General features: G+C 63.0%; 24 protein-coding genes and 1 pseudogene. 16 read left to right on the plus strand and 9 right to left on the minus strand.

The genetic code is table 11. The annotated features are described in order from the left end of the window. Window positions 1-37 precede the first annotated feature (37 nt). The 6 genes from ispG to NKJ15_RS09320 all read left to right on the plus strand — a co-directional run bounded on the left by ispG (window position 38) and on the right by NKJ15_RS09320 (window position 6,380). The gene (gene ispG, locus NKJ15_RS09295; RefSeq protein ID WP_352814947.1) at window positions 38-1,291 is read left to right on the plus strand and encodes a flavodoxin-dependent (E)-4-hydroxy-3-methylbut-2-enyl-diphosphate synthase; all 1,254 of its coding nucleotides are present in this window, start codon (window positions 38-40) and stop codon (window positions 1,289-1,291) included. Between the two features lie 4 nt (window positions 1,292-1,295). Next, the gene (locus NKJ15_RS09300) at window positions 1,296-2,150 is read left to right on the plus strand and encodes a transglycosylase SLT domain-containing protein (protein WP_352452482.1); all 855 of its coding nucleotides are present in this window, start codon (window positions 1,296-1,298) and stop codon (window positions 2,148-2,150) included. Window positions 2,151-2,312: 162 nt separating this feature from the next. After that, window positions 2,313-3,509 carry a phosphoglycerate kinase gene (locus tag NKJ15_RS09305; protein ID WP_352471156.1) on the plus strand — a complete coding sequence of 399 codons (1,197 nt, stop codon included), beginning with the start codon at window positions 2,313-2,315 and terminating at the stop codon, window positions 3,507-3,509. Between the two features lie 140 nt (window positions 3,510-3,649). Then, on the plus strand, window positions 3,650-4,675 hold the full coding sequence (locus tag NKJ15_RS09310) for a class I fructose-bisphosphate aldolase (RefSeq protein ID WP_352814949.1): 1,026 nt from the start codon (window positions 3,650-3,652) through the stop codon (window positions 4,673-4,675). Between the two features lie 150 nt (window positions 4,676-4,825). Continuing rightward, window positions 4,826-5,566 (plus strand): DUF899 domain-containing protein, encoded by a 741-nt coding sequence (locus NKJ15_RS09315; protein WP_352471154.1) that lies wholly within the window; start codon window positions 4,826-4,828, stop codon window positions 5,564-5,566. Between the two features lie 82 nt (window positions 5,567-5,648). Beyond that, entirely contained in the window at window positions 5,649-6,380 is a 732-nt protein-coding gene (locus NKJ15_RS09320; protein WP_352613482.1) for an SGNH/GDSL hydrolase family protein, read from the plus strand. A gap of 13 nt (window positions 6,381-6,393) precedes the next feature. On the opposite strand, the gene NKJ15_RS09325 is transcribed toward NKJ15_RS09320, so the two are convergent. Beyond that, the gene (locus NKJ15_RS09325) at window positions 6,394-6,555 is read right to left on the minus strand and encodes a hypothetical protein (protein ID WP_008873884.1); all 162 of its coding nucleotides are present in this window, start codon (window positions 6,553-6,555) and stop codon (window positions 6,394-6,396) included. A 203-nt stretch (window positions 6,556-6,758) separates the two neighbouring features. Here NKJ15_RS09325 and NKJ15_RS09330 point away from each other — a divergent pair, with 203 nt between their 5' ends. From NKJ15_RS09330 to NKJ15_RS09340, 3 genes are all read left to right on the plus strand, one after another. After that, on the plus strand, window positions 6,759-6,926 hold the full coding sequence (locus NKJ15_RS09330; RefSeq protein WP_023678489.1) for a hypothetical protein: 168 nt from the start codon (window positions 6,759-6,761) through the stop codon (window positions 6,924-6,926). A 141-nt stretch (window positions 6,927-7,067) separates the two neighbouring features. Continuing rightward, entirely contained in the window at window positions 7,068-7,475 is a 408-nt protein-coding gene (locus tag NKJ15_RS09335) for a hypothetical protein (RefSeq protein WP_352471152.1), read from the plus strand. 18 nt (window positions 7,476-7,493) lie between these two features. Further along, a complete protein-coding gene (locus tag NKJ15_RS09340; RefSeq protein ID WP_023678491.1) occupies window positions 7,494-8,213 on the plus strand; it encodes a helix-turn-helix transcriptional regulator in 720 nt (239 codons plus the stop codon). Window positions 8,214-8,272: 59 nt separating this feature from the next. On the opposite strand, the gene NKJ15_RS09345 is transcribed toward NKJ15_RS09340, so the two are convergent. The 3 genes from NKJ15_RS09345 to NKJ15_RS09355 all read right to left on the minus strand — a co-directional run bounded on the left by NKJ15_RS09345 (window position 8,273) and on the right by NKJ15_RS09355 (window position 10,606). Further along, the gene (locus tag NKJ15_RS09345; protein WP_352814951.1) at window positions 8,273-8,968 is read right to left on the minus strand and encodes a DUF1013 domain-containing protein; all 696 of its coding nucleotides are present in this window, start codon (window positions 8,966-8,968) and stop codon (window positions 8,273-8,275) included. Window positions 8,969-9,322: 354 nt separating this feature from the next. After that, window positions 9,323-9,463, minus strand: a complete 141-nt coding sequence (locus NKJ15_RS09350) for a DUF1127 domain-containing protein (RefSeq protein WP_023678493.1) — start codon at window positions 9,461-9,463, stop codon at window positions 9,323-9,325. A 132-nt stretch (window positions 9,464-9,595) separates the two neighbouring features. Further along, window positions 9,596-10,606 carry an NAD(P)H-quinone oxidoreductase gene (locus tag NKJ15_RS09355; RefSeq protein WP_352452476.1) on the minus strand — a complete coding sequence of 337 codons (1,011 nt, stop codon included), beginning with the start codon at window positions 10,604-10,606 and terminating at the stop codon, window positions 9,596-9,598. A gap of 124 nt (window positions 10,607-10,730) precedes the next feature. On the opposite strand from NKJ15_RS09355, the gene NKJ15_RS09360 reads away from it, so the two are divergent. The 3 genes from NKJ15_RS09360 (at window position 10,731) to NKJ15_RS09370 (ending at window position 12,588) form a co-directional block, all read left to right on the plus strand. Continuing rightward, a complete protein-coding gene (locus tag NKJ15_RS09360; protein ID WP_352814953.1) occupies window positions 10,731-10,925 on the plus strand; it encodes a DUF1192 domain-containing protein in 195 nt (64 codons plus the stop codon). A gap of 96 nt (window positions 10,926-11,021) precedes the next feature. After that, window positions 11,022-12,269 (plus strand): MFS transporter, encoded by a 1,248-nt coding sequence (locus NKJ15_RS09365; RefSeq protein ID WP_023678496.1) that lies wholly within the window; start codon window positions 11,022-11,024, stop codon window positions 12,267-12,269. A 31-nt stretch (window positions 12,270-12,300) separates the two neighbouring features. Next, entirely contained in the window at window positions 12,301-12,588 is a 288-nt protein-coding gene (locus NKJ15_RS09370) for an ArsR/SmtB family transcription factor (RefSeq protein ID WP_023678497.1), read from the plus strand. 142 nt (window positions 12,589-12,730) lie between these two features. Here the strand turns inward: NKJ15_RS09370 and NKJ15_RS09375 are convergent, their stop codons facing one another. Both NKJ15_RS09375 and NKJ15_RS09380 read right to left on the minus strand, forming a co-directional pair. Next, the gene (locus tag NKJ15_RS09375; protein ID WP_352771901.1) at window positions 12,731-13,387 is read right to left on the minus strand and encodes a glutathione S-transferase family protein; all 657 of its coding nucleotides are present in this window, start codon (window positions 13,385-13,387) and stop codon (window positions 12,731-12,733) included. 61 nt (window positions 13,388-13,448) lie between these two features. Then, the gene (locus NKJ15_RS09380) at window positions 13,449-14,300 is read right to left on the minus strand and encodes an alpha/beta fold hydrolase (protein WP_352471302.1); all 852 of its coding nucleotides are present in this window, start codon (window positions 14,298-14,300) and stop codon (window positions 13,449-13,451) included. A 97-nt stretch (window positions 14,301-14,397) separates the two neighbouring features. Between NKJ15_RS09380 and NKJ15_RS09385 the strand changes: the two genes are divergently transcribed. The 3 genes and pseudogenes from NKJ15_RS09385 to NKJ15_RS09395 all read left to right on the plus strand — a co-directional run bounded on the left by NKJ15_RS09385 (window position 14,398) and on the right by NKJ15_RS09395 (window position 15,740). Continuing rightward, complete coding sequence (locus NKJ15_RS09385) at window positions 14,398-14,922, plus strand: winged helix-turn-helix transcriptional regulator (RefSeq protein ID WP_352451127.1); 525 nt, start codon at window positions 14,398-14,400, stop codon at window positions 14,920-14,922. Between the two features lie 75 nt (window positions 14,923-14,997). Next, window positions 14,998-15,228, plus strand: a complete 231-nt coding sequence (locus NKJ15_RS09390) for a hypothetical protein (RefSeq protein ID WP_023678501.1) — start codon at window positions 14,998-15,000, stop codon at window positions 15,226-15,228. A gap of 97 nt (window positions 15,229-15,325) precedes the next feature. Then, window positions 15,326-15,740: pseudogene (locus tag NKJ15_RS09395) on the plus strand (GlcG/HbpS family heme-binding protein). 10 nt (window positions 15,741-15,750) lie between these two features. Here NKJ15_RS09395 and NKJ15_RS09400 read toward each other — a convergent pair. From NKJ15_RS09400 to NKJ15_RS09410, 3 genes are all read right to left on the minus strand, one after another. After that, complete coding sequence (locus NKJ15_RS09400; RefSeq protein WP_352500775.1) at window positions 15,751-16,152, minus strand: hypothetical protein; 402 nt, start codon at window positions 16,150-16,152, stop codon at window positions 15,751-15,753. Between the two features lie 200 nt (window positions 16,153-16,352). After that, entirely contained in the window at window positions 16,353-16,535 is a 183-nt protein-coding gene (rpmF, locus tag NKJ15_RS09405) for a 50S ribosomal protein L32 (RefSeq protein ID WP_006203806.1), read from the minus strand. A gap of 139 nt (window positions 16,536-16,674) precedes the next feature. Then, complete coding sequence (locus tag NKJ15_RS09410) at window positions 16,675-17,433, minus strand: biosynthetic peptidoglycan transglycosylase (RefSeq protein ID WP_352500827.1); 759 nt, start codon at window positions 17,431-17,433, stop codon at window positions 16,675-16,677. A 79-nt stretch (window positions 17,434-17,512) separates the two neighbouring features. Here NKJ15_RS09410 and NKJ15_RS09415 point away from each other — a divergent pair, with 79 nt between their 5' ends. Next, the gene (locus NKJ15_RS09415; RefSeq protein ID WP_352457948.1) at window positions 17,513-18,430 is read left to right on the plus strand and encodes a polyprenyl synthetase family protein; all 918 of its coding nucleotides are present in this window, start codon (window positions 17,513-17,515) and stop codon (window positions 18,428-18,430) included. The last annotated feature ends 52 nt before the right edge of the window (window positions 18,431-18,482 follow it).

Genomic DNA, 18,482 nt, shown 5'->3' on the forward strand with positions numbered 1-18,482 from the left:
CCTCATGCCCGGACCTTCAAGATTAAAGGCAGCCGGCATGACCGGATATTTTTCCTCACCCTTCCCACGCCGCAGGTCGGTCGGTGTCGATGTCGGCGGCGTGATGGTCGGCGGCGGTGCGCCGGTCGTCGTCCAGTCAATGACCAACACCGATACGGCCGATGTCGACCAGACGGTCGCGCAAGTGGCGGCGCTGCATCGTGCCGGCTCCGAGATCGTGCGCATAACCGTCGATCGCGACGAAAGCGCTGCGGCCCTACCGGCTATCCGCGAGCGGCTGGAACGGCTCGGCATCGACGTGCCGCTGGTCGGCGATTTCCACTATATCGGCCACAAGCTCCTGGCCGACCACCCGGCCTGTGCCGAGGCACTGGCCAAATACCGTATCAATCCCGGCAATGTCGGCTTCAAGGACAAGAAAGACCGGCAGTTCGCGGCGATCGTCGAGATGGCGATCAAATACGACAAACCGGTGCGCATCGGCGTCAATTGGGGTTCGCTTGACCAGGAGCTGCTGACCCGGCTGATGGACGACAACCAGGCCCAGGGCTTTCCGCTGACGGCGCAGGAAGTGACGCGCGAGGCAATCGTGCAATCGGCGATCCTGTCGGCCGAAATGGCCGAAGAGATCGGCCTTGCGCGCGAGAAAATCATCCTGTCGGCCAAGGTCAGCGGCGTGCAGGATCTGATCGCCGTCTACACCGAGCTTGCCACCCGATCCGACCATGCGCTGCACCTCGGCCTGACGGAGGCCGGCATGGGCTCGAAAGGCATCGTCGCCTCGTCCGCGGCCATGGGCATCCTGCTCCAGCAAGGCATCGGCGACACAATCCGCATCTCGCTGACGCCGGAGCCGAACGGCGACCGCACGCGCGAGGTGCAGGTATCGCAGGAGCTGTTGCAGACCATGGGCTTCCGGCAGTTCGTGCCAATCGTCGCCGCCTGCCCGGGCTGCGGCCGCACAACCTCGACCGTGTTCCAGGAGCTTGCCCAGAACATCCAGGCCGACCTGCGCAAGAACATGCCGGTGTGGCGTGAACAATATCCCGGCGTCGAGAACCTCAAAGTCGCGGTGATGGGTTGCATCGTCAACGGTCCGGGCGAATCCAAACATGCCGATATCGGCATTTCGCTGCCCGGCACCGGCGAGACGCCGACCGCCCCGGTATTCGTCGACGGCAAGAAGGCGGCGACCCTGCGCGGCCCATCGATTGCCGCGGATTTCGAGAAGATGGTCGCCGACTATATCGAACGGCGGTTCGGGCAGCACGACAAAGCCGCGGCGGAGTAGTTCGATGCGGCGTTTGCTGGGCGCGGCGCTGGTTGTCATTTGCGGGCTGATCTGGGCGACAGCCGTTCAGGCCGATCCACCACGGCCCGCCAAAAAGAAGCTGATCGACCAGGTTTGCAACCTGATCGAGACGCATGCCGACCAGAACGGGCTGCCCCGGGATTTCTTTGCCCGGCTGATCTGGAAGGAAAGCCGTTTCGATCCCAATGCGGTCAGCCCCGTCGGCGCTGAGGGTATCGCCCAATTCATGCCGGGTACCGCCAAGATGCGCGGGCTCGCCAATTCCTTCGACATCGAACAGGCGATCCCGGCCTCGGCAAAATACCTCGCCGAAATGAAATCCGGTTTCGGCAATCTCGGCCTCGCCGCCGCAGCCTACAATGCCGGCGAGAGCCGGGTGACGCGCTGGCTGAATTCGGGCGGCTTCTTGCCGATGGAGACCGAAAGCTACGTTCTGGACGTCATGGGCGAGCCGGCCGACAACTTCACCAATACCGCCTACGCCGGCGTCATCCGGCCGCTCGACAAGAAGGCGAGTTTCGCTGCTGCTTGCCGCGAGCTGCCGGTGATCATGTCCAGAACCGTGCCGATGTCGTCGATCAACATCAAGCCGTGGGGCGTGCAGGTGGCCGGCAATTTTCGCCGCGCCGCGGCGCTCAACCAGTGGCTGAGAGTGAAAAGCCGGTTCCCGGCACTGCTTGCCGGCCACGATCCGGTGGTCAGCCGGGTCCGCACACCGATCGGCAGGCGCGGCATCTATGCCGTGCGGATCGGCGCCGATAGCAGAGCCAAGGCCGACACGATCTGCGACAAGCTGCAAAGCGTCGGCGGCGCCTGCATCGTGGTGCGCAACCGGTAAAGCCATATGTCGGTGCGTTTTGCGCCATTGCTGCCCATCTCGCTCCCCGTGGGCACTTCGTCCTCGATACGTGAATCATATTTTCGGTGAACTGTTAGGCAGGTCTTGCATCGTCGTCGATGCGGGGTAAGGTCCCCGCGATTTTTCGCGAAAGGGATCAGCATGGCCGGCTTCAAGACACTGGACGACATCGGCAATATCAGCGGCAAGCGTGTGCTGGTGCGTGTCGACCTCAACGTTCCCGTCGCCGAGGGCAAGGTCACCGACGCCACCCGCATCGAGCGCATTGCGCCGACCATTGCCGAGCTCTCCGGCAAGGGCGCCAAGGTCATCCTGCTTGCCCATTTCGGCCGGCCGAAGGATGGACCGGCGGCGGAATTCTCGCTCGAGCCGATCGCCAAGGCGACGGCGGAAGTGCTCGGCCGCCCGGTTGGCTTTGCCGCCGACTGCATCGGCGACAAGGCGGGAAATGCCATTGCTGCCATGAATAATGGCGACGTGCTGCTGCTCGAGAACACCCGCTTCCATAAGGGCGAGGAGCAGAACGATCCGGCCTTCACCGAAAAGCTCGCCGCCAACGGCGACATTTTCGTCAACGACGCCTTCTCCGCTGCGCACCGCGCCCACTCGTCGACGGAAGGGTTGGCGCATGTGCAGCCTTCCTTCGCCGGCCGCACCATGCAGGCCGAGCTCGACGCGTTGGAAAAGGGTCTTGGAAATCCCGTCCGTCCGGTTGTCGCCATCGTCGGCGGCGCCAAGGTCTCGACCAAGATCGACCTGTTGATGAACCTGGTGAAGAAGGTCGACGCGCTGGTCATCGGCGGCGGCATGGCCAACACGTTTCTCGCGGCACGCGGCACCGATGTCGGGAAATCCTTGTGCGAGCGTGATCTCGCGACCACCGCCAAGCAGATCATGATCGAGGCGGCCGAGGCCGGCTGCGCCATCATCCTGCCCGCCGACGGCGTTGTCGCCAGGGAGTTCAAGGCCGGCGCCGCCAGCGAGACCGTCGCCATAGCAGACGTGCCGGCCGACGGCATGATCCTCGACGTCGGCGCAAAGACCGTGAAAACCATTGCCGAATGGATCGACCGCGCCGCGACGCTGGTCTGGAACGGGCCGCTCGGCGCCTTCGAGATCGAGCCATTCGACCACGCAACGGTGGCGACGGCCAGGCACGCGGCAGCGCGCACCAAGGCCGGCAAACTGGTTTCCGTCGCCGGCGGCGGCGACACGGTAGCGGCACTCAACCATGCCGGCGTCGCCGACGATTTCACCTATGTCTCGACGGCCGGTGGCGCTTTCCTGGAATGGATGGAAGGCAAACCCTTGCCTGGCGTCGACGTGCTGAAGCGCTGAGATCGGCCGCAATAACAGCGCGAAAGAGGGCGCCCGCGACTTTCAATCGATTCGCGCTTACCCGGCGAAATTGTTCGACTTGAACCTGCGCTGCTCTGGTGGTCTGCTGGGCACGGATCAATTCTTTCAGGAGAAGCACGATGAGCGAACGTCTCGAGGACATTGCCGCCGCGATTGTGGCCAATGGCAAGGGCCTGCTGGCTGCCGACGAGAGCTCCGGCACCATCAAGAAGCGCTTCGACGTCATCGGCGTCGAGTCGACCGCCGACAGCCGCCGCGACTATCGCGAGATGATGTTCCGCGCCAGCGATGCAATGACCAAGTACATTTCCGGCGTCATCCTCTACGACGAGACCATTCACCAGAAGGCCGCCGACGGCACACCGCTGGTCGACATCATCAAGGCATCAGGCGCTATCCCCGGCATCAAGGTCGACGCCGGCGCCAAGCCGCTGGCCGGCTTTCCCGGCGACACCATCACCGAGGGCCTGGACGGCCTGCGCGAACGCCTTGCCGATTATTACAAGCTCGGCGCCCGCTTCGCCAAATGGCGCGCGGTGATCGACATCGATGTTGCCAAGGGCGTGCCTTCCGCCACCTCGATCGGCTCGAACGCCCATGCGCTCGCCCGTTACGCCGCGCTTTGCCAGGAGGCCGGCATCGTGCCGATCGTCGAGCCGGAGGTGCTGATGGACGGCGCCCACGACATCGACACCTGCTACGAGATCAGCAAGGCGACACTGACAAAGTTGTACACCGAGCTCTATGCGGCTCGCGTCGTGCTCGAAGGCACCATCCTGAAGCCGAACATGGTGCTGGCCGGCAAGAAATCAGGCAAGGTCAGCAGCCCCGACGAAGTCGCCGAAAAGACCATAAAACTGTTCCGCGAGACGGTGCCGGCCGCGATCGGAGGCATCGCCTTCCTGTCAGGCGGACAAACGGACGAGCAGGCGACCGCCAACCTCAATGCCATCAACGCTATCGGCCCGCATCCGTGGAAGCTGACCTTCTCCTACGGCCGCGCCTTGCAGGCCGCTCCGCAGAAGGCCTGGAGCGGCAAGCCGGCGAACGTCGCCGCCGCACAGGCCGCCTTCGCCCATCGCGCCCACATGAACCATCTGGCAGCGCTTGGACAATGGCAGCCGACGCTGGAGCAAGCCGCCTGACGGAATTCAGGTTGCGTTCCCTCCGACCCGGGCCATGTGCCCGGGTTTGTTTGAAAGCAGCAAGGTCTGCGATTTCCTGCAACTAAAAATGCAGCTCTGTGTCGGCATTCCTCGCTGCCGATCGTCCTCCGTGAAAAGAGGAGCAGACCTATGCCAAACAACAAGACCGTATCGCAGGAAAAATGGTTTCAGGCGCACAAGGCGCATCTGGCGCGCGAAAAGGAATTGACGCGCTTTCGCGACCGCGTCGCCGCCGAACGCCGCGAATTGCCGTGGCTGAAGATCCGCAAGGACTATGTCTTCGAGACCGAGCAAGGGCCAAAGAAACTGCCCGACCTGTTCGACGGCAACAGCCAGCTGATCGTCTACCATTTCATGTTCGGGCCGGGCGCCGATTATCGCTGCGAGGGCTGCTCGTTCCTTGCCGACCACATCGACGGTGCCAACCAGCATCTCAGGCATCACGACGTCTCACTCGTGGTGGTGGCGCGGGCGCCGCTGGCCGAGCTTCTGCCCTACAAGCAGCGCATGGGCTGGAAATTCGACTGGGTGTCGTCCTACGCCTCGGACTTCAACTTCGACATGCAGGTGTCATTCACCGACAAGCAGATCGCGGCCGGCGACACGACCTACAATTTCGAGCGGCGCGCGCGGCAATCGAAGGATCTTCCCGGCACCAGCGTGTTCTATCGCGACGAGAAAGGCGACATCTTCCTGACTTTCATCTCGCGCTCGCGAGGCGGCGATCCGCTGATCGGCGCCTATCACTATCTCGATCTGACGCCGAAGGGCCGCAACGAAACCGGTCCCCACCATAGCCTGGTGGACTGGGTGCGGCTGCACGACGAATATGCGGATACGCCCGAGATGCAGGACAGCTGCTGCCATTGACGACGGGCGGTCACCCAAGGTCTTTCGCCTTCGGCCCGACATGCGCTAAGTGCTGTTCGCTATGCCCTAAAAGGGACTTGCCATGCGGCGCTTTCCGACCCTTCTCACCTGGCTCGCCTTTCCGGTTTATGTCTGGCAAGGACTTGGCGTGCGTCGCCGCACCGCCCGCATGCTGCCGGCACAAGGTCCGGTCATGCACGAGATATCTGGCCTGGTGCCAGCAATCTCGGTTCTGGTGCTTGGCGATTCCTCCGCCGCTTCGGTAGGGATCGGCAATTCCGAAAACGGATTGGCCGCGCAACTGGCAGTTCTGATTGCGCAACGCACCGGCCGCACCGTGCGCTGGCGGGCGGCCGGCTTCAACTCGGCAACCTCTGGCCAGATCCGCGATCATGTGCTGCCCAATCTATCGGCCGATCCGTGGACGCATATCGTGCTGGCCATCGGTACCAACGACACCAAGAATTTTCATTCGGTACCGCGCTTCAAGCGCGAGTTTGGCGGCCTGCTCTACGCGCTGCGCGCCAAATGGCCGGAAGCGCGCGTCGTGTGGTCGCCGGTGCTGGAGTTCACCCGGGCTCCGGCAATGCCGCCGCTGCTCGGCAAGATCCTCGAAATCCGCGCCGTCAAAATGAACCGGATGGGCGAGCGCCTTTGCCTCGAACGCGGCGCCATACCGGCGCCCCGGCTGCCGATCACGGATGCCGATGCCGGCTTCGCATCGGATGGATTTCACGCTTCGGAAGCCGGCTACCGAGCCTGGGCGGAACATCTGGTCAGCCTGGTGCTCGCCAACGAACCGGGCGTCGCGTAGCGGGCCGCCCGCACTACGTCCAGTGCCCGAGCACCGCCGTAATCGAAATCGCCGCCATCGCCAGCAGCGCCAGCTTCCAGAAATCGCTGCGCCGCTTCAGCCCGGGCCAGCCAAGCGGCTTGATGAGCTGGATGACCATCATGGCGATGATGACGAGCGCGAGAAGTTTCGACATGCAGCCTTTGATCAGCATCGCGGCTGGCTGTCAAAGCGGCTCCGGAATCGCCGTCTTTCCAGTGCAGCAGGCCTCTTTTCAGCACTGCCTGATCACTTCGGTCGACAAATCGGAACGCCGGTCAGGAGAGACGCACCTTCCTGACAGACTGCTGTCAGCAGGGGTGTGCGATAGTGCCTGCATCGAAAGAGAGGAGACCAGCCATGAACGGTATTACCATTCTGCGTAGCGTGCAGCACTATGTCGGCAAGATCCGGACGATCCGCAATGAGATCCGCACCCAGCGATTCATGAACACCCTGCCGGCGGACATCCGCAAGGATATTGGTTGGCCGGACATGTATGGCGACCGCCGTAATGGCGGCAATTGAGGCAAGCTTTCCGCGTGGCGTTTGGATGCAACCTGGCGACGAGCTGAAATGGGCATGCTGAAGCCTCCTGACAGTATGGTGTCAGGAGGCTCGTGCCATAGTGCAATGGCCGCCGGAGCCGGATGGCCGAGAGGACGATCGATGAAAAGCTGGAACGACAGGCTGAACACGCCTGGCATCAACGGCATAACACCGTCGCCACGCACCATCGGCGACGTCGTCGAAGGCCAGCCGATGCTGGTTCCTACAGCTCGCCAGGTCCATGCATTCATCCGCTCTATCCCCGAAGGCATGGACATGAATATCCGCGCTTTGCGCACCGCTCTCGCCATCGAGCACGGTGCCGAGATGACATGTCCGGTCACCATCGGCTATCATCTGCGCACCGTCGCCGAGGCCGCCAACGAGGATCTTGAGCGTGGCATGGCGCTGGGCGACTTTGCGCCGTTCTGGCGGGTGGTCGACGCAAACACGCCGACAACGAGGAAACTGTCCTTCGGCGCGGCCTTCGTCGCCGCGCAGCGCAAGCGCGAAGGGCTGGAACGATAGACGCCGAGGGACCATACGATGCGCCGCGCCGACAGGCTCTTCCAGATCGTGCAGCATCTGCGTGGTGGTCGTCTGGTCACCGCCCAGAAGCTGGGCACGTGGCTCGAGGTTTCCGAGCGGACGATCTATCGCGACATCGCAGACCTGCAGTCGACCGGCGTGCCGATCGACGGCGAGGCCGGTGTCGGCTACATGATGAGGGAGGGTTTCGATCTTCCGCCGCTGATGTTCACGCGTGACGAGATCGTCGCGCTGGTCGCCGGCGCCCGCATGGTGCGCGCCTTTGGCGGCGCGGCCATGGCGCGAGCCGCCGACGAGGCGCTGGTCAAGATAGGCGCCGTGTTGCCCGACGCCGAAAAGGACCGCATCGCCCGTACCGAGATCCACACGCCGATGTGGGTGGTAAGCGATGCCGCCCGCGAAGCCATCGACCTGATCGAGCGGTCCATCGAGAAACGTCAGGTGCTGACCATCGACTATTCGGATGAGGCCGGCCGCAGCACCGCGCGCGACATCCGCCCGCTCGGCCTGTGGTTCTGGGGCAAGGTGTGGACCTTGGTCGCCTGGTGTGAGATGCGCGGCGATTTCCGCGCCTTCCGCATCGACCGCATCGCCTCGGTGGTCATCGCCGGCCGCACCTTCAAGCCGGAGCGCGGCAAGCAGCTCGCTGATTTCTATCGCGCGGTGGAGCGCAGCGAGGATTACGGCATGGCGCCGGACCGGGCGGCGCGAAGCTGACACGGAAGATCACAAAAAAAGCCCGCTTGAAAGCGGGCTTTTAGTTTTGGATGCCAGACCTATTCCTCTTCGTCGGCGTCCTTGTCCTTCGACTTCAGCGCCGAAAGCTTGGCGAAGACGGCGTTGGCGTCAAGTTCGCGGTCCTCGTCCTTCGGCTTTTCGGGCGCCGGCACCAGCCGTTCGGTCAAGGCGGCCGGCAGCAGCGTATCGCCGACCGGCTGCGCCTGCTCGCGGCCGCGCGAGGCGCGGTTGATTTCCATATCGAGGTCGATCTGCGACGTCAGGCCGAGCGTCACCGGATCCATCGGCTGGAGATTGGCGGAGTTCCAGTGCTTTCTGTCGCGGATCTGGTCGATCGTCGACTTCGTTGTGCCGACAAGGCGGGCAATCTGCGCATCCTTGAGCTCGGGATGGTTGCGCACCAGCCAGAGGATGGCGTTGGGCCGGTCCTGGCGCTTCGACAGCGGCGTGTAGCGCGGACCCTTGCGTTTGGATTCCGGCACCCGCACCTTGGGATCGGAGAGCTTCAGCCGGTGGTTGGCGTCCTTCTCGGCGCGCGTGATCTCGTCGCGAGTGAGCTGGCCGGTCATGATCGGGTCCATGCCCTTGATGCCTTGCGCCGACTCGCCGTCGGCGATCGCCTTGACCTCAAGCGGATGCAGTCCGCAGAACTGCGCAATCTGCTCGAAGGAAAGCGCTGTGTTGTCAACCAGCCAGACGGCGGTCGCCTTTGGCATCAGCAGCGTATTGGCCATTACAAAAATCCTTCTCGTTCGCCCGCGTTCCCGCGCGGGCGGTGGTTTAGAGCCACCAAAATGGGAAAATCGCGGTCTATATAACCGCTCGCTCGCCGTTTCGCAATGTTTTTGGCAGGCGCGCGTCAAGGACGGCACGGCAGCGCGACCAGCAGACCGCGAAGGGTCGGCAGATGACGCCATGCAGTCGAAACCTTCAAAAAGACAAAGCCCGCCAGACCAAGGTCGGGCGGGCTCGGAACCGGCGACGGAAATCCGTCTGCTGCGGCTCTGGCTTCTAAAGCTTGATCCCGAACCGCGGCTCGGCGTTGCCGAAAAGCGGCGCCCGGTCTTCGAGCGGGATCGTGCTCGAGATCAAAGCCCTTTGCGGGCGATTCTCTCGATGTCGCCGCGGTTGATGCCGAGGTCGTTGAGCTGACGAGCATTCAGCCGGTTCAGTTCGCGCACGGTTTCGTTGTACATGCGCCAGTTACGGAAAGCGCGGATCGGGTTCATGATAGTCCTCCATCGTTTTGATGCCGCGTAAATAGGCATCGGCGATGAAAAATTGAACAGACGCTTTTGCATGGCCGCAATGCGTTTGTTGCATTGCACCATTAAGCTTTCGTTCAGCCTGTTTGCGGGCCGTCAGGCGACATCGAGCACAATCTTGCCGATGTGCTCACCCTCCTCCATCCGCTCATGCGCCCGCCACGCTTCCTTGAGCGGGAAGATCGTATCCATCACCGGCGCAACCTTGCGCGTGCCGAGCAGCGGCCAAACCTGCGCCTCGAGCGCAGCCGCAACTGCCGCCTTGAACTCCACGGTGCGTGGCCTGAGCAGCGATCCTGTGTGCACGAGCCGCTTGGCCATGATCTTGAAGAAATCGGCGCTCGCCACTGCCCCGCCCTGCGTCGCGATCTGGACGATGCGGCCTTCCATGGCTGCAGCCTCATAGTTTCGCGCCACATAGTCGCCGCCGACCATGTCGAGGATGACATTGGCACCCTTGCCGCCGGTTGCCTCCTTGACTGCGGCGACGAAGTCCTCCTCGCGGTAGTTGATCGCCCGGTCGGCGCCGAGCTTGAGGCAGGCGTCGCATTTCTCCTTGCTGCCGGCGGTGGTGACGACATAGGCGCCGAAAGCGGCAGCAAGCTGGATCGCCGTGGTGCCGATACCCGACGAGCCGCCATGCACGAGCAGTGTCTCGCCGCTCTTCAGGCCGCCGCGCTCGAAGACATTGTGCCAAACAGTGAAGTAGTTTTCCGGCAGCGCCGCCGCTTCGGTGTAAGTAAAGCCGGCGGGCAGCGGCAGCACGCTGCCGGCGTGCACTCTGACATATTCGGCATAGCCGCCGCCCGCCGTCAGCGCACAGACCCGGTCGCCGACGCGCCAGCGCGATATCTCGTCACCAAGGGCAGCGACTTCGCCTGCTGCTTCCAGGCCCGGCAGATCCGACGCTCCCGGCGGTGGCGGATAGGCGCCCTTGCGCTGTTGCACGTCCGGCCGGTTGACGCCGGCGGCCCGCACCCGGATCAGGATCTCGCCGGGACCGGGAACCGGTACGTCGCGGGTTTCCGCTTTCAGCACCCGCGGCCCGCCCGGTTCCGATATGGCGATCGCCATCATCTTCGCCGGAATTTTCTGTGCGTTCGCCATGAATTTTCCCGTCGTGCTCCGCCGGTTTCTCGTGCCAGCTCTTGCCCGCCATTTGCATCCATACCCTTGCCCTATGTATGCTCATTGGCAAATCAGGCAAATGGGCAATCACGGAGGAGCGACGATGGCGATCTTCGACGACGAACCCAAGAAGAAAGCGCGCCCGTACGAGATCGGGCAGGATCTGTCGCTGCTTTCCGTCGATGAATTGTCCGAACGGATCGGCATCCTGCGCGACGAGATCGCCCGGCTGGAAGCCGAGCTCAAGACCAAGGGCTCGACCAAGTCGGCGGCAGAGGCGCTGTTTCGCCGCGGGTAGTTACTGCGGGTAATTCCAAAAGCTCGGGCACGCCGCCGAAAAGCCCGAATGCCGCTGTCTCCAGACTTGTGCCCTAAACCCCAGCCGGATTGAAAAATGTTCGCAAGCTACAGACCGATCCTCTCGCTGCTGCGCGGCACCGCGTTCCTGTTGGCGGCATCCGGACTGCACGGTCTGCTGTTGCCGTTGCGCGGCCAGGTGGAGGGCTTCTCGACGGCATCGCTCGGCCTGATGGGCACGGCTTGGGCCGGCGGCTTCGTCACCGGCTGCTTCTTTGCGCCACGCATCGTGCGCCGCGCCGGTCATGTCAGGGCTTTCGGCGCCTTTGCCGCATCGGGAGCGATCGTCGCACTGCTCACCGGCCTGATCATCGACGAATATACCTGGATCCTGCTGCGCGCCTTCACCGGCTTCACCATGGCCGGCGCCTTCATGGTCATCGAAAGCTGGCTCAACGAGAAGGCCACCAACGAAAACCGCGGCACCGTCTTCGGCCTCTACATGATGGTCACCTATGCCTCGATCATGGGCGGTCAGATGATCGTTGCCGGCGGCGATGTGAGATCGGCGTCGCTGTTCATGATCACCGGCATTCTGTTCTGCCTGTCGCTGATCCCGACGGCGGTCTCGACGGCGTCTCACCCCAAGCCGCTGCAGGACGTGTCGCTTGACGTCAAGGGGCTCTACGTCAATTCGCCGGTGTCGGCGATCGCTTGCGTGCTGATCGGCATCGCCAACGGCGCCTGGGGTACACTTGGTGCCGTCTATGGAGCGCGCATCGGCATCTCGACAGCCGAGATCGCGCTGATGATGAGCCTCGTGGTCATCGCCGGCGCCGCCATGCAGCTTCCGGCCGGGCGGCTCTCCGACACGACGGACCGTCGTTTCGTGCTGGCGGGCGCGGCCTTCGGCGCTGCGCTGTTTGCCATCGCCATCTTCCTGTTCGAACCGCGCTCCGGCGTCTTCGTCATCGTCTGCACCGCCGCCTACGGTGCCTTCGCCTACACGCTCTATTCGATCGCGGTGGCGCATGCCAATGACCATGCGCGATCGGAGGACTTCGTCAAAGTGTCGGGCGGCCTGCTGCTGCTTTATGGCTTCGGCACGATGATCGGTCCGCTGGTGGCCGCCGGCCTGATGGGCTGGATGCGCCCTGAGGGGCTGTTCCTGGCCACTGCGCTCGCGCATCTCAGCCTGGCTGGCTATACGCTGCTGCGCATCAGCCGTCGCGCGCCGGTGCCGATCGAAGGCCGCGATGCCTTCAAGACCCAGCCCGCCGATCGCTCGGTGACGCCGGAAGCGTTGCGGCTCGACCCGCGTAGAAAAGCTGAAGCCGACAGTTGAGATTCGAGGCGCTTTGCCCCACAAATAAGGCATGATGCTTTCCGACGCCTTCATGGCGATTGCCGATCCCAACCGGCGCCATCTCTTGGAAGAGCTCCGGCGCGGACCGAAGACCGTCAACGAATTGGCATCCGGCTTGCCGGTGTCCCGCCCGGCCGTTTCGCAGCACCTGAAGGTGCTGCTTGATGCGGGGTTGGTCAACGCCAAGCCGGAAGGCACCAGGCGCGTCTATACGGTCAGCAATGCCGGCTTCCTGAAGCTCAACATCTGGCTTGACCAGTTCTGGGATGCGGAGCAGCTCGGTTCACCCGGAAGCTGAGAGGCATCGTCAGCGCGTCGAGCAACTAGGCAGCATCGGGCCTAGAGCAATTCCAGGAAAAGTGTGAAACGGTTTTCCGTCCGGAATTGCGCAAAAACAAAGAGATAGAGCGGTTCGGCGTTTCCGTGAACGATGAACCACTCTAGCCATTGTTGTAGGGGAAGAGCTTGAAATACGGCTGCGCTTCCTCGATCACACGGGCAACCGAGGGGCGTTGCAGCAACCGGTCGTGATAGCGCCTGACCGCAGGATATTCGTCTCCGAACGGCTCGACCTTGTTGGCGTAGAACAGCGCGGGGGCGGCAGCGCAGTCGGCCATGGTGAAGCTCGCACCCACCGTCCATGTCCTCGACCGCATGTCCTGTTCAATGATGGCGTAGGAGCTGCGCAGCTGGGCGCGGGCCTGCTCGACGCCGAACGGATCGGTCTTGCCCTCCGGCCGCAGCCGGTCGCCAACGATCTTCTGCATCGGTTCCTGGACGTAGAAGTCATAGAAGCGGTCGGCGAGCCGGGTCTGGCGAGCGAGATCGAGATCGGCGGGGATCAGTTCGACCGGCCCAGGATAATACGCGTTGAGATATTCGATGACGATCGTCGATTCCGGCACGGTCCGGTCAAGCGCTTCATCGCGCAGCACCGGCATCTTGCCGAGCGGCCACAATTTCAGAAACGCCGCCCGCGATTGTTCATTGCCGAGATCGACAACGACGGATGTGAATGGCGTGCCGTTCTCATAGAGCGCGATCAGCGGCTTCCAGCAGAAGGAGGCCAGTGGATGAAGGTGCATAATCAGGGACATTTTTGCTCCTATCTTTGGTGCTTCGTCTCGCGGGCATCCGGTGTCAAGGTTCGGCCCGCTGCTACGTGGCCCGGCTGTGGGCGACGATCGCATCGATGATCGCGGCCCAGTCGTCGGGATGCAGCTCGTGGCCGCCGCCCTCGATCCGGAGCAACCTTGCACCGGCGACCGCGTCGGCAAGAGCGGCGCCATGCTCGACTGGAAAGATGGGATCGTCGGTGCCGTGGATAACGAGGAGCGGGATTTTCATGTTGCGCAGCCGACCCGTCCAGTGCTCGCCGCTCCCATCTTCGCCACTCTTGAGCATGAAATGATTGGTCGCACTTAGAAAACCGCCGGACCGGTCATAATCCTGTTCGACGAAAGCCCGTGTTCGCTGCTCGTCGAAAGAGTGCGCCGCACCGGTGAGCGCATGCGCGTCCTTGACGATGAAATCGACCACTTGGCCCCGGTCCGCCCAGTCGACCTTGGCGCCTTCAGCCGAGTGGTTCCTATAGGCCTCGGTGGTTCCGGGCAGATGCGAAGTATCGATGCCCAGGGGCGAGCTGCTGATCACCGTCAGCGAAGTGACACGCGCCGGGTATTTCAACGCAACAAGCTGCGCGATCATGCCGCCCATCGACATGCCGACCACGTGCGCCTTTCGGATTCCATGGTCGTCAAGGACGCGGATAGCATCGTCCGCCATGTCGTCAAATGTATAAGGCGGCTCGCCCGGCGCGTACTTGGTCGAACGGCCGGTATCGCGATTGTCATAGCGGATCACGAAGCGACCCTCGCCGGCCAGCTTCCGGCAAAACGCTTCGGGCCACCAAAGCATGGAAGCCATCGCGCCCATGATCAACAACACCGCCGGATGGGCCGGATCGCCGAACGTCTGGGATGCGATTTCGGGGTGTTCGGCGTTTTTCATGGCTTTCCTCCTTGGGCTTCCAATCCGATTGCATTTTGCAATCAGTTGCACGATATTAAAACCGATACGATAATGCAACCGGTTTTTGGAGATTCGCATGAACATCGATCGTCGGTCCGGATGCCCCATCAACCTGTCGCTCGAAGTGTTCGGTGACCGGTGGAGCCTGATCATCCTTCGCGACATCATCTTCGGCGGCAGACGCCACTTTCGCGAACTGCTCAACGGCTCGATGGAGGGCATCGCCTCCAACATCCTCGCCGACCGGCTGAAGCGGCTGATGGAGCTCGGCATGCTGACCAAGGCGGACGATCCCTCCCACAAGCAAAAGGCGATCTACAGCCTGACCGAAATGGCGATTACGCTGGTGCCGATCCTGGCGCATCTCGGCGCCTGGGGCCGCGTCTGGCTGCCGGTCAGCGAAGAGCTCTCTATCCGTGCCGAGCTTCTGGAAAAAGGCGGCCCGCCGATGTGGGATAAGTTCATGAACGAGTTGCGCCACGAGCATCTGGGTGCGTCTCCCGCCCCATCTGGACCCACCGTCCGCGCGACTTTGCAGGCCGGATACGATGCGGTAGTCGCCCGCAAGGCGGAGCGAGTTGGCTGCGATCCGGCGCCATGACCAACTTATTTTCCCAATTGCGGGCTGGCTCTGCTATCAAGGGACTGAAGATAATTTACGGATTGGATAACGCTCTTGGTCGAGAACTCTAAGGACACTGCCCGTGCGCGGGCCGATTTGCGTTTCAAGAAACAGGAAGAGGCAGCCACGGTTCGCCAGAAGGCGATGGCGGAATATGTCGCCGAGAGCGACGCTCGCCAAGCCAAGACCAACAAGCTGCGGGCGCTGCGCCTCGCCAAGGAAGCGGAAGACCTGGCCAATGCGCCTCCGGCCCCGGTGAAGAAGCCTCGGGCCAAGAAGAAATAGGCCGGCGCTCCCAGAATCCATGCTTCCTTCCGCACGCGAAACAGTTCACTCGGAGTCTGTTCTGACGGCTGATAACTGGCGCGTTCAGGAGACGGCCATGACCGCACTGACGCTCGACGAAGCCCTTGAAATCAACGCCGCCGCCTTTGCCAAGGGTGCCTAGCTCAAGCTCAGGCCGCTTGGCGTCTCGGTGCTCGACGCCGGCGCCCATCTGGTCGCGTTCCAGCGTCAGGACGGCGCCTCGTTCCTGCGTCCGCAAATGTCGGCCGGCAAGGCCTATGGCGCGCTCGCTATCGGCATGGGCCCGCGCCGGGTGGAAGCTTTCGCCAAGGAGCGCCCGCATCTGATCGCCGGCGGCTCCGACGTGTCGGGCGCGCGCGCGGCGTGCTGATCCGCGACAACGCCGGCACGATCATCGGCGCCATCGGTATTTCCGGCGACACGTTCGACAATGATGAAACGGCAGCCATCGCCGGCTCGAGGCGGCTGGCTTCACCGCTGACCCGGGCTGAGCCGGGATCCTTAATTCATATTGATGTCGCGGGTGGCCGACCGCATTGACACCGAAAAGCCGGCCAGCACGTCGATCAGCGCTATGACCATCAGTGTGAAGAAGACGGAATGGGCGGCGCCCTTCACCAGCAGGAACTCGACCAGATAGGCCACAAAGACGAAGGTCGACAAAAGATGGTCCATGATCGAGGCACTTGTCGTGCGCGTCGACTTCACCACTTCGACGAACAAGAAGATCAGTGCGATCAGCACGATGAGGTCGCCGAGGGTCATCGAGAACACGCCACCCGACATCATCCGGACCGAAAACATTTCGGTGGCCCACGGATCGTCGCCGCTGCCGAATATTCCCAGAAGCCCAAGATTGTAGAGGATGAAAGGCACGATCAGCAGCGGGATGGCACCGAACATGTGGCGGCTCCGGTTGGACTGATCTTTGTAGAGTGCGCCCGGCGTTCGCCGTCAAGAATTTTCGTGCGGCCGATAAACACGGACAAAGACGGCGTGAAACAACAATGTCAGGCCCGGCTGATACGATCAGTTGTCGCAAACGCAAAAAGACCGGCCAATGGCCGGTCGTTTCGCAACCCAATAAACCGTCGAAAGCTCTATCAGCTTTCCTTCGGCTCCAGAACCTGGCGACCGCGATACATGCCGGTCTTCAGGTCGATATGGTGCGGACGGCGCATCTCGCCGGAGTTCTTGTCCTCGACATAGGTCGGGGCCTTCAGTGCGTCGGCAGAACGGCGCATGCCGCGCTTCGACGGAGAGGTTTTTCGTTTCGGAACGGCCATGGATATGCTCCACTACATGGTCAAAACGCCCCGGCGGCCCTCGTGAAAGGGCCACATCAGGGGCCGGAATCTGAGAAAGTCGGGTGCCTATACACGCCCGACAGCGTTTTGGCCAGCGTCGCCGTGTTTTTTTTTGACACTATCGCAGGCAACCGACATAGGCGCCGGCGCGGCCGGCGCGCCGTTCGATCAACGCGGCAAGCCGCCTCAGTCCCGGCCCGGGCTTCGCCGGATTGCGCACGATCGGATTCGGCAAGGTGACGGCAAGCAGCGCTGCCTGCCGCCGCGACAGCTGTTTTGCTGAGACGCCGAAATGATGCTGGGCGGCGGCCTCGATGCCGTAGATGCCCGGTCCCCATTCGGCGATGTTGAGGTAGATCTCCATGATCCGCCGTTTCGACAGCACCGCATCGAAATAGACGGCCAGCGGCAGTTCCACGACCTTACGGACCGAGCCCAACGGCCGCGACCATAGATAAAGATTCTTTACCGTCTGCATGGTGATGGTCGAGGCGCCACGTGTCATCTCGCCGGCGAGCGCATCGTCGACGACGCCGCGCAACTCGCCCAGATCGACGCCGCGATGGAAACAGAACTGCCCGTCCTCCGACATGATTACCGAATATGCCAGCACCGGCGCGACATCGTCGATGGAAACCCAGCGCCGATCGTAGCCGGAAAACGTCGCCAGGTCCTTCAGCATCAATGTCGACACCGGATGCACGAATGACGGCAGGTACAGGAAGGTCAGCACCACCGGCACCAGCGCCAGCACAACGGCGACGGCAATGCCGCGCCGGACTCGGCGTTGAAGACCGATGCGGCTGCCGCGTCTCGGTCTCGCCATGTCCAACCCTTCGGTTTCGTGATCGACGATCGGTTCCGCCAAGCCACCCAGTCCGCGCTACTCCCTGCCCCCGGCATAATGGCGCTTGGCTTCTTGCGCAATGTCTGAGTGTCGGCTACCGCTCCCGACCATGACGAAAGACGACCAAATGGCGTTCGAAGCTGCACTTATTGCCCGGGCAGTTCCGCTCGAGGCGCTGCTGAGGCGGTTGCTCGACGGACGGACGCTTTCGGGCGAGGTCGCGCGGCCCGAACGCCTGATGGCGGCAATGCGACATGGCGTGCTGAACGGCGGCAAACGACTGCGTCCCTTCCTGGTCATGGAAAGTGCTGCACTGTTTTCAGCCGACGGCGAGGCGGCGCTGCGCGTCGCGGCGGCGCTCGAATGCGTGCACTGCTATTCGCTCATCCATGACGATCTACCGGCCATGGACGACGACGATTTGCGCCGCGGCCAGCCGACCGTGCACAGGGCTTTCGATGAGGCGACCGCCATTCTTGCGGGCGACGCCTTGCTGACACTTGCCTTCGACATCCTTGCCGACGAGGCGACAATGCTGCCGGCCGAGCGCAGGGCAACGCTGGTGCTGGCACTGGCCCGCGCCGCCGGGGCGGGAAGCATGGTCGGCGGCCAGATGCTCGATCTCGAAGCCGAACAAAGCCGGCCGGACGAGGCCGGCATCATCCGGCTTCAGGCGATGAAAACCGGTGCGCTGATCCGCTTTGCCTGCGAAGCGGGCGCTATCCTTGCCGGCGCGCCGTCGGGCGACCGCGAGAGGCTGGCCGAGTTCGGCTCGGCGATCGGGCTTGCCTTTCAGCTTGCCGACGATCTGCTCGACCTGACCGCCGACGCGCATCAGATGGGCAAGGCGACCGGCAAGGATGCCGCGGCCGGCAAGGCGACGCTGGTCGCGCTGCACGGACCGGACTGGGCGCGGGGCCAGCTCCATGGCCTCGTTGACCAGGCTCATGCGTTGCTCGAACCTTTTGGCGAGCAAGCTGCGCTTCTGAAACAAGCGGCGCAGTTCGTAGCGGCCCGCAACAATTAAGCGCGCCCCTATGGCGCGCCGGAGAATTGGCGACTGATCGGCCGAACGTCCT

Source organism: Mesorhizobium sp. M0207 (genome assembly GCF_040321995.1).
In the GTDB taxonomy this organism is placed as follows: Bacteria; Pseudomonadota; Alphaproteobacteria; order Rhizobiales; family Rhizobiaceae; genus Mesorhizobium.

What these genes read in the sequence shown, in the direction of transcription:
- rpmF (WP_006203806.1), bottom strand. Translation starts at nt 16,535, where the DNA reads ATGGCCGTTCCGAAACGAAAAACCTCTCCGTCGAAGCGCGGCATGCGC.
- NKJ15_RS09350 (WP_023678493.1), bottom strand. Translation starts at nt 9,463, where the DNA reads ATGAACCCGATCCGCGCTTTCCGTAACTGGCGCATGTACAACGAAACC.
- NKJ15_RS09385 (WP_352451127.1), top strand. Translation starts at nt 14,398, where the DNA reads ATGAACATCGATCGTCGGTCCGGATGCCCCATCAACCTGTCGCTCGAA.
- NKJ15_RS09365 (WP_023678496.1), top strand. Translation starts at nt 11,022, where the DNA reads ATGTTCGCAAGCTACAGACCGATCCTCTCGCTGCTGCGCGGCACCGCG.
- NKJ15_RS09315 (WP_352471154.1), top strand. Translation starts at nt 4,826, where the DNA reads ATGCCAAACAACAAGACCGTATCGCAGGAAAAATGGTTTCAGGCGCAC.
- NKJ15_RS09330 (WP_023678489.1), top strand. Translation starts at nt 6,759, where the DNA reads ATGAACGGTATTACCATTCTGCGTAGCGTGCAGCACTATGTCGGCAAG.
- NKJ15_RS09300 (WP_352452482.1), top strand. Translation starts at nt 1,296, where the DNA reads ATGCGGCGTTTGCTGGGCGCGGCGCTGGTTGTCATTTGCGGGCTGATC.
- ispG (WP_352814947.1), top strand. Translation starts at nt 38, where the DNA reads ATGACCGGATATTTTTCCTCACCCTTCCCACGCCGCAGGTCGGTCGGT.
- NKJ15_RS09375 (WP_352771901.1), bottom strand. Translation starts at nt 13,387, where the DNA reads ATGTCCCTGATTATGCACCTTCATCCACTGGCCTCCTTCTGCTGGAAG.
- NKJ15_RS09305 (WP_352471156.1), top strand. Translation starts at nt 2,313, where the DNA reads ATGGCCGGCTTCAAGACACTGGACGACATCGGCAATATCAGCGGCAAG.
- NKJ15_RS09340 (WP_023678491.1), top strand. Translation starts at nt 7,494, where the DNA reads ATGCGCCGCGCCGACAGGCTCTTCCAGATCGTGCAGCATCTGCGTGGT.
- NKJ15_RS09355 (WP_352452476.1), bottom strand. Translation starts at nt 10,606, where the DNA reads ATGGCGAACGCACAGAAAATTCCGGCGAAGATGATGGCGATCGCCATA.
- NKJ15_RS09335 (WP_352471152.1), top strand. Translation starts at nt 7,068, where the DNA reads ATGAAAAGCTGGAACGACAGGCTGAACACGCCTGGCATCAACGGCATA.
- NKJ15_RS09360 (WP_352814953.1), top strand. Translation starts at nt 10,731, where the DNA reads ATGGCGATCTTCGACGACGAACCCAAGAAGAAAGCGCGCCCGTACGAG.
- NKJ15_RS09325 (WP_008873884.1), bottom strand. Translation starts at nt 6,555, where the DNA reads ATGTCGAAACTTCTCGCGCTCGTCATCATCGCCATGATGGTCATCCAG.
- NKJ15_RS09310 (WP_352814949.1), top strand. Translation starts at nt 3,650, where the DNA reads ATGAGCGAACGTCTCGAGGACATTGCCGCCGCGATTGTGGCCAATGGC.
- NKJ15_RS09400 (WP_352500775.1), bottom strand. Translation starts at nt 16,152, where the DNA reads ATGTTCGGTGCCATCCCGCTGCTGATCGTGCCTTTCATCCTCTACAAT.
- NKJ15_RS09370 (WP_023678497.1), top strand. Translation starts at nt 12,301, where the DNA reads ATGATGCTTTCCGACGCCTTCATGGCGATTGCCGATCCCAACCGGCGC.
- NKJ15_RS09345 (WP_352814951.1), bottom strand. Translation starts at nt 8,968, where the DNA reads ATGGCCAATACGCTGCTGATGCCAAAGGCGACCGCCGTCTGGCTGGTT.
- NKJ15_RS09380 (WP_352471302.1), bottom strand. Translation starts at nt 14,300, where the DNA reads ATGAAAAACGCCGAACACCCCGAAATCGCATCCCAGACGTTCGGCGAT.
- NKJ15_RS09320 (WP_352613482.1), top strand. Translation starts at nt 5,649, where the DNA reads ATGCGGCGCTTTCCGACCCTTCTCACCTGGCTCGCCTTTCCGGTTTAT.
- NKJ15_RS09415 (WP_352457948.1), top strand. Translation starts at nt 17,513, where the DNA reads ATGACGAAAGACGACCAAATGGCGTTCGAAGCTGCACTTATTGCCCGG.